The sequence below is a fragment of the Klebsiella sp. K4 genome (assembly GCF_014596785.2).
GTDB lineage: Bacteria > Pseudomonadota > Gammaproteobacteria > Enterobacterales > Enterobacteriaceae > Klebsiella > Klebsiella pneumoniae.
In genome coordinates, this window is record NZ_CP115021.1 from 2,118,153 (window position 1) to 2,131,191 (window position 13,039).

General features: G+C 64.1%; 9 protein-coding genes. 7 read left to right on the forward strand and 2 right to left on the reverse strand.

Annotation, left to right across the window (positions count from 1 at the left end; all coding sequences use genetic code 11):
- Window positions 1-114 precede the first annotated feature (114 nt).
- Window positions 115-795, forward strand: a complete 681-nt coding sequence (locus IB144_RS10530; RefSeq protein ID WP_004152258.1) for a gamma-glutamylcyclotransferase — start codon at window positions 115-117, stop codon at window positions 793-795.
- Between the two features lie 217 nt (window positions 796-1,012).
- Here IB144_RS10530 and IB144_RS10535 read toward each other — a convergent pair whose 3' ends face one another.
- The gene (locus tag IB144_RS10535) at window positions 1,013-1,255 is read right to left on the reverse strand and encodes a DUF1883 domain-containing protein (RefSeq protein ID WP_002910387.1); all 243 of its coding nucleotides are present in this window, start codon (window positions 1,253-1,255) and stop codon (window positions 1,013-1,015) included.
- Between the two features lie 237 nt (window positions 1,256-1,492).
- Window positions 1,493-1,846, reverse strand: a complete 354-nt coding sequence (locus IB144_RS10540) for a DsrE/DsrF/TusD sulfur relay family protein (RefSeq protein WP_002910380.1) — start codon at window positions 1,844-1,846, stop codon at window positions 1,493-1,495.
- Window positions 1,847-1,913: 67 nt separating this feature from the next.
- Between IB144_RS10540 and nasR the strand changes: the two genes are divergently transcribed.
- From nasR to IB144_RS10570, 6 genes are all read left to right on the forward strand, one after another.
- Window positions 1,914-3,095: a nitrate regulatory protein NasR gene (gene nasR / locus IB144_RS10545; RefSeq protein WP_004214922.1), complete on the forward strand. Its 1,182-nt coding sequence runs from the start codon at window positions 1,914-1,916 to the stop codon at window positions 3,093-3,095.
- Window positions 3,096-3,337: 242 nt separating this feature from the next.
- On the forward strand, window positions 3,338-4,594 hold the full coding sequence (locus IB144_RS10550) for a CmpA/NrtA family ABC transporter substrate-binding protein (RefSeq protein ID WP_004175561.1): 1,257 nt from the start codon (window positions 3,338-3,340) through the stop codon (window positions 4,592-4,594).
- Window position 4,595: 1 nt separating this feature from the next.
- Window positions 4,596-5,480, forward strand: a complete 885-nt coding sequence (gene ntrB / locus IB144_RS10555) for a nitrate ABC transporter permease (protein ID WP_004152255.1) — start codon at window positions 4,596-4,598, stop codon at window positions 5,478-5,480.
- A gap of 9 nt (window positions 5,481-5,489) precedes the next feature.
- The gene (locus IB144_RS10560) at window positions 5,490-6,278 is read left to right on the forward strand and encodes an ABC transporter ATP-binding protein (protein WP_004145418.1); all 789 of its coding nucleotides are present in this window, start codon (window positions 5,490-5,492) and stop codon (window positions 6,276-6,278) included.
- Window positions 6,279-6,288: 10 nt separating this feature from the next.
- Window positions 6,289-10,356, forward strand: coding sequence for a nitrite reductase large subunit NirB (nirB, locus tag IB144_RS10565; RefSeq protein ID WP_077269712.1), 4,068 nt, complete (start codon window positions 6,289-6,291; stop codon window positions 10,354-10,356).
- A complete protein-coding gene (locus tag IB144_RS10570; protein ID WP_149358891.1) occupies window positions 10,356-12,956 on the forward strand; it encodes a nitrate reductase in 2,601 nt (866 codons plus the stop codon). The genes nirB and IB144_RS10570 overlap by 1 nt, the downstream gene beginning before the upstream one ends.
- Window positions 12,957-13,039 lie beyond the last annotated feature (83 nt).

A 13,039-nucleotide genomic window follows, 5' to 3' on the forward strand; every position in this document is an offset into this window, starting at 1 on the left:
TGCCAGCGCCCCGCTGATTGCTTATTGAAAGATAAAGCTGGATAATATTTCAGCAATATTGACGGATGCATGAGACGAACGCCGGGAAGCGGGCAGTGGCGGAGGTAGTAAACAGTGTTAACTCGTGATTTCTTAATGAATGCGGATTGTAAGACAGCGTTTGGCGCTATTGAGGAATCGCTACTCTGGTCGGCAGAACAACGTGCAGCCTCGCTGGCGGCGACGCTGGCCTGCCGCCCGGATGATGGCTCAGTATGGATCTTTGGCTACGGTTCGCTTATCTGGAACCCAGCGCTCAATTATCGCGAGTCCTGCACCGGCACGCTGCCGGGCTGGCACCGCGCGTTTTGCCTGCGGTTGACCGCCGGGCGCGGTAGTGCCTGCCAGCCGGGACGCATGCTGGCCCTCAAAGAGGGCGGCCGAACCACCGGCGTCGCCTATCGTCTGCCTGACGACACGCTGGAGGAGGAGCTGACCCTGCTGTGGAAGCGGGAGATGATCACCGGCTGCTATCTGCCCACCTGGTGCAAGCTGGAGCTGGACGACGGACGGACGGTGAATGCCCTGGTGTTTATTATGGATCCGCGCCATCCATTGTTTGAACCGGATACCAGTGCCCAGGTTATCGCCCCGCTGATCGCCCGGGCCAGCGGGCCGCTCGGCACCAACGCCCAGTATCTGTTTTCGCTTGAGCAGGCGCTGCGCAAGCTGGGCATGCACGATGCCAGTCTCGATGACCTGGTGGCCAGCGTCCGCGCGCTGTTGGGCGAGAGTCCGACGCCGGGCCTGGCCTGAGCGCGCGCAAAAGAAAACGCCCGGCATGACCGGGCGTCCGATTGCTGACCAGTAAGGAAAAAGCGTGGTTTTTCCTTACTGGTGGTTATCAGCCGAAAATCAATAAATTGATTTTCCTTGTTATTTTTCTGGTGCAATCTGCAAGTACAATGATTGCATGAGGTTTGTCATGAATCCCACGCCCGGCATGACCGGGCGTGTGTTCTGGCAGTGACGGTCAGGCCGGCACGTAGCTGATGGAGTGCTCCAGCGACTGGCTGTGACTGTCGATAAGCACGTTCCAGGTGCCGCTGTAGGGCACCGTCAGATAGGCGCTGTCCCGATCCTGCACGCTCAGAATATCCGCATGACTGTCGCCCGGGACCTTCGCGCTCATCAGATGAATATGGCAGCGCTCTGAGCACCGCACCACCAGCGTGTCACCACCAAATAACGTCAAACTTGCTTTAACCATCGCCATTTTATACCCCGTTTCTGTCCCGCTACAGCATCCTGCCCACCCAGTCCTCGCGTGATATTGTTCACACTTTGCTCTGTGCATCACACCAAACGGCGCGGGTCGGGATGCTGATTTTGATCAAAAAAAGGGATAAAGATTAAACAAAAATGACGTTGTTCCTGAAAGCATTCAGCTAACGTTTTTTTTACCTCTGCAGGCGGCGAAACCTGATATTTCCTGCCGTTTGGCGCCCCAGATTCAGAAGGTCAGCACTTTATCTGCCGCCAGGGTCCACTGGGCCAGCTCAACGAGAGTGCCAACCTCCACGCCGTCAACCAGCGGCAGTGCGCTGACCCCGCGGCCGTCCGCGCAGGTTTTACACAGCTTCACGGGAACCTGCTGGGCGGTGAGGATCTCCAGCATCTGCTGCACATTATACCCTTCTGCCGGCTTCTGCCCCCGCAGCCCGGCGGTGACGGCGTCGGACATCAGAAACAGCTTGAGATCGAGGTCGGACTGCTGCTCGCGCAGGGCAATGGCCAGGCGCAGGCTGTTGAACAGGGATTCGCTGCCGTAGGCGGCGCCGTTGGCGATGATCACAATACGTTGCATACAAACTCCTTCTTAAAGGCACGGTTATTGCTTTAGGCAGTATAAAGCGTTAACCCGGAGGAGGGGTATGAATAATACGACTGGTCATGCGCACGATGCGACGGCCTGGCTGCAGCTGGCGCGTCGCCTGCAAAAACAACAGCTTCAGCAGCTTAGCCAACTGGGGGAACTGGCCAGCCAGCTCAGCGCGCTGGTGCATATGCTGCAGTGTGAGCGCGGGGCGTCGAATATCTATCTTTGCTCGGGCGGCTTGCTGTATACAGCGGAGTGTCGGGCGGGAGGGGCGCTGGTTGACGAGCGGCTAGCCCTGTTTTATGCCAGCCTCGAACGTGCGCGCGCGGTAGCCGGCAGCGCGCTGTGCTGGCGTATCGCCAGAGCGGTTGACGAGCTGGCGCAGCTCCCGGCGCTACGCGCGCAGATCGGCCGCCGGCAAATTGCCGCTGAAGCCGCGACGGAGCAGTTCAGCCGCGTCATCCGCCATCTGCTGAACATCGCCCCGCAGCTCAATGACAGCATTGACGATCCGCCGGTGGCTGGTCGGATGGTCGCCCTGTACAGCTTTATGCAGGGAAAAGAGCTGGTGGGCCAGGAGCGCGCGCTGGGAGCATTGGGCTTTACCCGCGGCGAGTTCAGCGACAGCCTGCGCCAGCAGCTGGTGGACCGTATTGACGGTCAGCAGCCCTGCTTCGACAGCTTTCAGGCGCTGGGCAGCCCGGCGACCGTCCAGTTGTTCAGAACCCAGTGCCACGCCGGTCTGGATATTGAACAGCTGCGGCGGATCGCCTGTACCCGCCAGCCGGCTGCCGACGGCGGGGAAACGGCGCTGCGCTGGTTTGGTCTGCAAACCCAACGGCTTGAGCAACTGCGCGAAGTGGAAGAGCAACTGATCGACGATCTGCTGGATGCCACCGACGCGCTGTTAGCAGACGACGCGCCTGGCTGGCAGGCCGGTGAGGAAGACGATAGCGTGACGCCACGGCTCGATAAACAGCTACTGCCGCTGGTGCGCCAGCAGGCCTATGAGCTGCAGCAGCTCTCCAGCCAGCTGGCCTCGCTGAAAGACGCGCTCGAAGAGCGCAAGCTGATCGAAAAAGCGAAAAGTCTGCTGATGACGCACCAGGGAATGCAGGAGGAGCAGGCCTGGCAGACGCTGCGCAAGATGGCCATGGACAAAAATCAGCGCATGGTTGAGATAGCCCGCGCGCTGCTGATGGTGAAGGCGATTTGGCCGCTAACACCAAAGGAGTAGATGCACAATCGATGGGCATTCTTTGCCTGCCGGCGGTGCACTTTTAGGTGAAAAACCGGCCAGCGTTGGGAAAAAGCCCGCCAGCGCGCTATTGCCAAAGCTGGCATCCCGTTTGCATTACTTATTAAGTGAATAAAAGTCCGGGCAACGAACCAATGGCGGTTCGGGTGTCCGTGGATAAAGGCGTCCTGCAGTGCGTATGCACTGTCGGGCGCTTTTTTTTTGCGCATGGTGGAGCGGATATGGGCGACAAATTTTCAATTTCCCGGCGGCGCTTGCTGCAGGCAGGGGCCGCGCTGGGCGGCGCGATGCTGCTGCCGGGCGTGATGCAGGCCGCCTGGGCCGGCGGCTCGGACAAACCGGAGCAAACCCGCGTGCGGGTCGGATTTATTCCGCTGACCGATTGCGCGCCGCTGGCCATCGCCGCGGCGAAGGGGTTTGACCAAAAATATGGCATCACCCTGGTGGCGAGTAAGGAAGCCAGCTGGGCGGCGGTGCGCGACAAGCTGGTGGCCGGCGAGCTCGACGCGGCGCATATTCTCTATGGCCTGCTGTACGGCCTCGAACTGGGGATCGCCAGCAAGCCGCAGGCGATGGCCAATTTGATGACCCTCAACCGCAATGGCCAGGCGATTACCCTCTCCAGCGAGCTGCAGGAGAAAGGGGTGACCGACCTCGGCGGGCTGAAGCGGCTGATCGACCGCAGCGCGCCGGGCAGTTACACCTTCGCCCATACCTTTCCTACCGGCACCCATGCCATGTGGCTTTACTACTGGCTGGCGAGCGCCGGCATCGATCCCTTCAACGATGTGCGCACCGTCGTGGTGCCGCCGCCGCAGATGGTGATGAACATGCGCATCGGCAATATGAGCGGCTTTTGCGTCGGCGAGCCATGGAACGCCCGCGCCATTAACGACCGTATCGGCTTCACCGCGGCCACTTCCCAGGATATCTGGCCCGAGCATCCGGAAAAGGTGCTGGGCACCCGTCGCGACTGGGTGGAACGCAACCCGAACACCGCCCGCGCGCTGGTGGCGGCCCTGATGGAGGCGCAGCGCTGGATCGCCGCCTCGCCGGAGAACACCCGGGAGACGGCCCGCCTGCTCGCCAGACGCGGCTGGCTCAATACCAAGGAGCAATACCTCACCGGCCGGATGCTTGGAGAGTATGACAACGGCCTTGGCCGCCGCTGGCAGGATGCCCATCCGATGCGCTTCTGGGCCGGGGGCGAGGTGAGTTTCCCGTGGCTGTCGGACGGGATGTGGTTCCTCACCCAGTTCCGCCGCTGGGGGTTGCTGAAGCAGGCTCCGGATTACCTCGCGGTGGCGTCGCGCATTAACCGCATCGATGTCTGGCAGGCTGCCGCCCAGGCGGTAGGAGGGATCAGCGCGCCGGCAGCCAGGATGCGCAGCAGCACACTAATGGACGGGACGGTCTGGAACGGGTCCGACCCGGAAGGCTACGCCCGCCATTTCTCTATTCAACGTAAGGGGGCATGAGATGAAGCAGGCACAACGTAAGCAACCGGTCGTCAGCGTGGACAACGCGCCTGGCGAAGTGATTATCCTGCCGCCGGTGCAGGTCCGGCGCACCACGCCGACCGTCACGCGCTGGCTGCGTGAGCTCACCCAGCGCCTGCTGCCCCCGCTGTTGGGGCTGGGAGTGCTGCTGCTGGCCTGGCAGCTGGCGGCGATGCATAGCAAAGGCTTTCCCACGCCGCTGAGCACGCTGGACTCGGCGCTGACCCTGTTTGCCGATCCGTTCTATCAGGACGGGCCCAATGACATGGGCATCGGCTGGAACGTGCTGGCCTCCCTGCAGCGCGTGGCGGTGGGCTTCGGCCTGGCGGCGCTGGCGGGCATTCCGCTGGGGTTTTTGATCGGCCGTTCGCTGTTCTTCGCCCGCATGTTTAATCCGCTGATTGCTCTGCTGCGCCCGGTCAGCCCGCTGGCCTGGCTGCCGATTGGCCTGCTGCTGTTCCAGAAGGCGGAGCCGGCTTCCAGCTGGACCATTTTTATCTGCTCCATCTGGCCGATGGTGATCAACACCGCGGAGGGTGTGCGGCGGATCCCGCAGGACTATCTCAACGTCGCCCGCGTCCTCCAGCTCTCGGAGTGGACGGTGATGCGCAAAATCCTCTTTCCGGCGGTGCTGCCGGCGGTGCTTACCGGCGTGCGCCTCTCCATCGGCATCGCCTGGCTGGTGATCGTGGCGGCGGAAATGCTTACCGGCGGGCTGGGGATCGGCTTCTGGATCTGGAACGAGTGGAACAACCTCAATGTGGAGAACATCATCATCGCCATCGTCATTATCGGCGTCGTCGGCCTGCTGCTGGAGCAGGGCCTGATGCTGCTCGCTCGCCGCTTTAGCTGGCAGGAAAAATAAGGAGCCAACATGAAACCATTAATTCAGGTGCAGGCCGTCAGCCAACGCTTCAACACCGCCAGCGGCGAGTTCCTGGCGCTGCAGAATGTCTCCTTCGATATCGTCGAAGGGGAGACCATTAGCCTGATCGGCCACTCGGGTTGCGGAAAATCGACCCTGCTAAACCTGATCGCCGGGATCACCACCCCTACCGAGGGCGGACTACTGTGTGATAACCGGGAAATCGCCGGTCCCGGGCCGGAGCGGGCGGTGGTTTTCCAGAACCACTCGCTGCTGCCGTGGCTGAGCTGTTTCGACAATGTGGCGCTGGCGGTGGATCAGGTGTTCCGTCGCACCATGAGCAAGAGTGAGCGCCGGGAGTGGATCGAACACAACCTGGCGCGCGTACAGATGGGTCATGCGCTGCACAAACGTCCCGGGGAGATCTCCGGCGGCATGAAGCAGCGGGTGGGTATCGCCCGGGCGCTGGCGATGAAGCCGAAAGTGTTGCTGCTTGATGAGCCCTTCGGCGCCCTGGATGCGCTGACCCGCGCCCACCTCCAGGACACGGTGATGCATATCCAGCAGGAGCTCAATACCACCATCGTCATGATCACCCACGACGTTGATGAAGCGGTGCTGCTCTCGGATCGGGTGCTGATGATGACCAACGGTCCGGCGGCGACGGTCGGCGAGATCCTCGCGGTCGATCTGCCGCGTCCGCGCCACCGCGTTCAGCTGGCGGACGACAGCCGGTATCACCATCTGCGCCAGCAGATCCTCCATTTCCTGTATGAAAAACAGCCGAAAGCGGCGTAAGGAGGCGGTCATGACGCGGCGACTGGTGGTGATCGGTAACGGCATGGCGGCCACCCGGCTGGTGCAGCGGCTGGTTGAGCGCGACCCCGCGCGGTTTGCCATTACCGTCGTCGGCGACGAGCCGCACCCGGCCTATAACCGCATTCAGCTCTCGCCGCTGCTGGCAGGTGAAAAAACGGCGGCGCAGATCCCGTTGCTGCCGGCGGAGTGGTACACCCGGCACGGGGTGTGCCTGCGGTCTGGCGAGGCGGTCGATGAAGTCGATATTCAGCAACGGCGGCTGCGCATCGCGGAAACCTGGCTGCCGTGGGATGAGCTGGTGTTCGCCACCGGTTCGCGGCCCTTTATCCCGCCGCTGCCGGGCATTGATCGTCCGCAGGTTATGCCCTTCCGCACCCTGGCGGACGTGGAACGTATTCTGGCGATACCCGGCCCGGCGGTGGTGATTGGCGGTGGCGTGCTGGGGGTGGAAGCGGCGGCGGCGCTGCGTCGTCACGGCGGAGAGGTCACTCTTCTGCATCGCGGCAGCGGATTAATGGCGCCGCTGACCGACGCTTTTGCCGCCGATGAGCTCAGGCAGCAGCTTGAAGCGCGCGGCATTCGCTGCGTGCTGGAGTGCCGCATCGCCGCCATCGACGCCGATGGCGTGCGGCTGGCGGACGGGCGCGTATTCCGCGCCGCCAGAGTGGTGCTGGCTACCGGCGTACAGCCCGACAGCCGTCTGGCGGCGCAGTCCGGCGTGCTGTGCCAGCGGGGGATCGTGGTCGACCGTCAGATGGCCTCCTCGCTGCCGGGGATCAGCGCCATCGGCGAATGTTGCGAAATTGACGGCCAGACCTGGGGGCTGGTGGCTCCCTGCCTGCGTCAGGCCGAGGTGCTGGCGGATCGCCTGTGCGGCGCCCCCGGCGAGGGCTTTGTCTGGCAGGACGCCGGGACCCGCCTGAAGGTCACCGGCATTGAACTCTTTAGCGCTGGCGAGCAGCAGGCCGGCGAACAGGATGACATTTATACCAGCTGGGACCCCATCGACCGCCACTATCGCCGCCTGCTGCTGCGCGATGGCCGCCTGCGCGGCGTGCTGCTGATGGGCGACTGCACCGCCGCCGCCGCGCTCACCGCGCGCCTGGAAAGCGATGAGCCTGCCACCGTGGACTGGCTTTTTGACCCCTCTTCAACGCAGCCGCAGGCTGCAGGAATAATGACGATGACGAAACCTGTATTAGTGCTGGTGGGACATGGCATGGTCGGCCACCATTTTCTCGAACAATGCGTGAGCCGCAATCTGCATCAGCAATATCGAATCGTGGTGTTTGGCGAAGAGCGTTACCCCGCCTACGACCGGGTACACCTCTCCGAGTATTTTGCCGGACGCAGCGCCGAGTCGCTGTCGCTGGCGGCCGGGGATTTCTTTATTGAACACGGTATTGAACTCCGCCTCGGCGAGGCGGTGGCGACCATCGACCGCGACGCACGGCTGGTGCGGGACGCCGAGGGGCATGAAATCCACTGGGATAAACTGGTGCTGGCGACCGGCTCGTATCCCTTTGTGCCGCCAATTCCCGGTAACGATCTCGCGGGGTGCTTTGTCTACCGCACTCTTGACGATCTCGACCGTATCGCCGCCCATGCCGCCGCGGCGAAGAGCGGGGTGGTTATCGGCGGCGGGCTGCTCGGGCTGGAGGCGGCCAACGCCCTGAAACAGCTGGGGCTGGAGACGCAGGTGGTGGAGTTTGCCCCGAACCTGATGGCCGTCCAGCTGGATAACGGCGGGGCGGCGATGCTCCGGGAGAAGATCGTCGCCCTCGGCGTGGGGGTGCATACCAGCAAAGCGACCACCGCCATCGTGCGCGAGGCCGACGGCCTGCGGCTGAACTTTGCCGACGGCGGCGCGTTGCGGACCGACATGGTGGTCTTCTCGGCGGGGATCCGCCCGCAGGACGCGCTGGCCCGCGGCTGCGCGCTGCAGGTGGGCGAACGCGGGGGAATTCACATCGACGACCAGTGCCGCACCTCTGACCCGAACGTGCTGGCGATAGGCGAATGCGCCCTGTGGGACAATAAAATTTACGGTCTGGTGGCGCCGGGCTATCAGATGGCGCGCATCGCCGCGGCCACTCTCGCAGGAGAGGACGTCTGCTTTAGCGGCGCCGACATGAGCACCAAACTGAAGCTGCTGGGGGTCGACGTGGCCTCGTTTGGCGATGCGCAGGGGCGCACGCCGGGCTGTCAGAGCTATCAATGGACCGACGGTCCGCAGCAGATTTACAAAAAAATCGTCGTCAGTCAGGACGGCAAAGCCTTGCTTGGCGGCGTGCTGGTGGGGGATGCCAGCGACTATGCCACGCTGCTGCAGATGATGCTGAACGGCATGGCGCTGCCGCCGCGTCCGGAGAGTCTGATCCTGCCCGCGCTGGAGGGAGCCGCGCCGAAGGCGCTCGGCGTCGCGGCGCTGCCGGACAGCGCGCCGATCTGCTCCTGCCATAACGTCAGCAAAGGCGATATCTGTCAGGCGGTGGACAATGGGGCGGGGGATATGTCGGCGATAAAAAGCTGCACCAGAGCGGCTACCGGCTGCGGCGGCTGCAGCGCGCTGGTGAAACAGGTGATGGAGTATCAGCTGGCGGAGCAGGGCGTCGAAGTGAAAAAAGACGTCTGCGAACATTTCCCGTGGTCGCGCCAGGAGATCTACCATCTGGTACGGGTTAACCATATCCATACCTTCGAGCAGTTGATTAGTCGCTACGGCCAGGGGCACGGCTGCGATGTCTGCAAACCGCTGGTGGCCTCGGTGCTGGCCTCCTGCTGGAACGAGTACCTGCTGAAGCCGGCGCACCTGCCGCTGCAGGATACCAACGACCGCTATTTCGCCAATATCCAGAAGGACGGGAGCTATTCGGTGGTGCCGCGGATGGCGGCAGGGGAAGTGACGCCGGACGGACTGATCGCCATCGGGCAGATCGCCAAACGTTACCAGCTCTACAGCAAAGTGACCGGCGGCCAGCGCATCGACCTGTTTGGCGCGCGGCTGGAACAGCTGCCGGCTATCTGGCGCGAGCTGGCCGACGCCGGGTTTGAAACCGGCCACGCCTACGGCAAGTCGCTGCGCACGGTGAAATCCTGCGTCGGCTCAACCTGGTGTCGCTACGGCGTGCAAGACTCCACCGGGCTCGCGGTACGGCTCGAGCATCGCTATAAAGGGCTACGCGCCCCGCACAAAATCAAGATGGCGGTCTCCGGCTGCACCCGCGAATGCGCTGAAGCCCAGGGGAAAGATATCGGGGTGATTGCCACCGACAAAGGCTGGAATCTGTACGTCTGCGGCAACGGCGGGATGAAACCGCGTCACGCCGACCTGTTTGCCAGCGATCTCGACGAAGCGACGCTGATCCGCAGCATCGATCGTCTGCTGATGTTCTATATCCGTACCGCCGATCGCCTGCAGCGAACCAGCACCTGGATGGATAACCTGGAGGGCGGCGTCGCCTATCTGCGGCAGGTGGTGCTGGAGGATAGTCTTGGCATTGGAGAGGAGCTGGAGCAGGAGATGGCCCGGATCGTCGACAGCTACCAGTGCGAGTGGCAGACCACCCTCAACGATCCGCAGCGTCTGGCGCTGTTCCGCTCCTTCGTTAATAGCAACCAGCCCGACGAGGCTGTGCAGCGCCGCGATTTGCGCGGTCAGCCGCAGCCGCTGCTGACTGAGACGTTGCCCGAAGGCGAACTCCCATCCCGACCGTGGCAGGCGGTATGCGACCTTGACGCCATTCCGGCGCAGGCGGGGATCGGCGCCCGCTTAGGGGAGCGGCAGATTGCCCTGTTCCGCTTCGGCGAGCGGGTCTACGCCCTCGACAACCGCGAGCCGGGCAGCGCGGCCAACGTGCTGTCGCGTGGGCTGTTAGGGGACGTCGGCGGCGAGCCGGTGGTGATCTCCCCGCTGTACAAACAGCGGATACGCCTGCGCGACGGCTGGCCGTGCGACGGCGACGAACAGGCGGTACGCGCCTGGCCGGTGAAAGTAGAAAACGGCAAAGTGTGGGTGGGCAACCAGCAGCTGCTGGCCCGCGCGGAGGCCTGCTGATGAAGACCATCCGAACGACCTGCCCCTACTGCGGCGTAGGCTGCGGGGTGCTGGCGAGCGTGGACGACGCGGGGCAGGTGAGCGTGCGTGGCGACGATCAGCACCCGGCGAACCTCGGCCGTCTGTGCGTCAAAGGGGCCGCCTTAGGGGAGACCACGGGCCTGGCGGGGCGGCTGCTGACGCCGGAGGTCGACGGCCAGCAGGTAGCCTGGCCTCAGGCGCTGGCGGAAACCGCTGCGCGCCTGAGACAGATTATCGACCAGCACGGACCGCAAGCGGTGGCCTTTTACGCCTCCGGCCAGCTGTTAACCGAGGATTACTATGCCGCCAATAAGCTGATGAAAGGGTTTATCGGCGCGGCGAACATCGATACCAATTCACGGCTGTGCATGTCGTCAGCGGTCACTGGCTACAAGCGGGCCTTTGGCGCCGACGTGGTGCCCTGCAGCTACGATGATGTGGAAAACAGCGATCTGGTGGTGCTGGTCGGCTCGAACGCCGCCTGGGCGCATCCGGTGCTGTTCCAGCGGCTGGCGCAGGCGAAGCGGGATAATCCCCGATTGCGGATCGTGGCGATCGACCCCCGACGCACCGCTACCTGCGAGATCGCCGACCGCCATCTGGCGCTGGCCCCGGGAAGCGACGGCGGGTTGTTTGTGGGGCTGCTTAACGCCCTGGCTGAGGCAGGAGCCTGCGTCGATGGCTTTCGCGACGGCCCGCAGGCGCTGGCCGCCGCCCGCGGCTGGGACGTGGCGAGGGTGGCGGCCTTTTGCGGTCTTCCTGCCGATGAGGTGGCGGGATTCTATCGCGAGTTCATCGCCGCCCCGCGGGCGATCACCCTCTACACCATGGGAATCAATCAATCCGCCAGCGGCAGCGACAAATGTAACGCCATCATCAACGTCCATCTGGCCAGCGGGAAGTATGGCCGCCGCGGCTGCGGCCCCTTTTCGCTGACCGGTCAACCCAACGCCATGGGCGGCCGCGAAGTCGGCGGGCTGGCGACGATACTGGCGGCGCACATGGATTTTGTGCCAGACGATCTGCAGCGGCTGGCCCGCTTCTGGGGGACGGAACGGCTGGCGCAGACCCCCGGGCTGACCGCCGTGGAGCTGTTTGCCGCCATTGGCCGCGGCGAGGTCAAAGCGGTCTGGATCATGGGTACCAACCCGGTGGTGTCGCTCCCTGACAGCCACGCGGTGAGCCAGGCGCTGGCCGCCTGTCCGCTGGTGATCGTCTCAGATGTCGCCGCCCAGACCGATACCGGACGTTTCGCCCACATCCGCTTTCCAGCGCTGGCCTGGGGCGAGAAGAATGGCACGGTCACCAACTCGGAGCGGCGGATATCCCGTCAGCGCAGCTTTCTGCCGCCGCCGGGGGAGGCGAAAGCGGACTGGTGGATCATCGCCAGAGTGGGCCAGGCGCTGGGGTATCGCGAGGCGTTTGCCTGGCAGCATCCGCATGACGTCTTCCGCGAGCATGCGGCGCTGTCCGGTTTCGAAAACGACGGCCAGCGGGCGTTTGATATCGGCGCGCTGGCGGATCTCAGCCGTGAGGCGTGGGACGCCATGCCGCCGGTGCGCTGGCCGGTCAGCCGCAGCGAGGTCGCCTGGGATATCACGCGCGGCTGGCATGGCGATGGCAGGCTGCGGATGGTGCCGGTGACGCCTCAACCGACCCGGGCGACAACCGATGCCTTTTATCCGCTGATCCTCAACAGCGGGCGGATCCGCGATCAGTGGCACACCATGACCCGTACCGGCGCGGTGCCGCGGCTGATGCAGCATATCGCGGAGCCAATGGTGGAGGTGGCGCCGCAGGATGCCGTTCGCTATCAGCTTCCCGCTGACGGGCTGGCGCGGATCTGGTCGCGGCATGGGGTGATGGTGGCGAAAGTGGCGATCAGCGAAGGGCAGCGCCCCGGCTCGCTGTTTGTTCCGATGCACTGGAACAACCAGTTTGCCCGTCAGGGGCGGGTGAATAACCTGCTGGCCGCCGTCACGGACCCGTATTCCGGCCAGCCGGAAAGTAAACAGGCGGCGGTGGCGATCGCCGCCTGGCAACCGGCCTGGCACAGCGAGCTTTTTTGCCGCGAACCGCTACCATTTCCTGCGGCCTGGCACTGGCGGCGGCGGGCGGCGCCAGGCGTGCTGCACTACTCGCTGGCCGGGGAGGCATCTGCCCGACAGTGGCTCAGCGCGTGGTGCGCCCGGCGCGGCTGGCAGTTACAGGTGGCTGACGGCGGCGCGGTGTGGAACCTGCTGGCCTGGCATCAGGGAAGGCTGATGCTCGGCTGGTGGAGCGATGCGCGCGAGCCGGCGGTGGATTGCGCATGGATAAGCGCTGCCTTTGCCGCGCCGCCGTCCGATGCTGTCCAACGACATGCCTTGCTTAGCGGCCGACCGGGCGCCGCCGTCGCGCCGCGGGGGCGGATCGTCTGCAGCTGCTTTGGGGTGGGGGAATGGTCAATTAACGAGGCCATCGCCAGCGGCTGCGCCAGCGTCGGGGCGCTGGGTGGGAAGCTGAAATGCGGGACCAACTGCGGCTCTTGCGTGCCGGAGCTCAACGCGCTGCTGGCGGCGCAACGAACCCGGGCGTAACGGTGGCGCGCGGCGACGCCTCCGGTTGGGCGGCACCTTACCCAACCGGTTTCAGCTTATTCCTGGAATTGCCCACAGGGCTG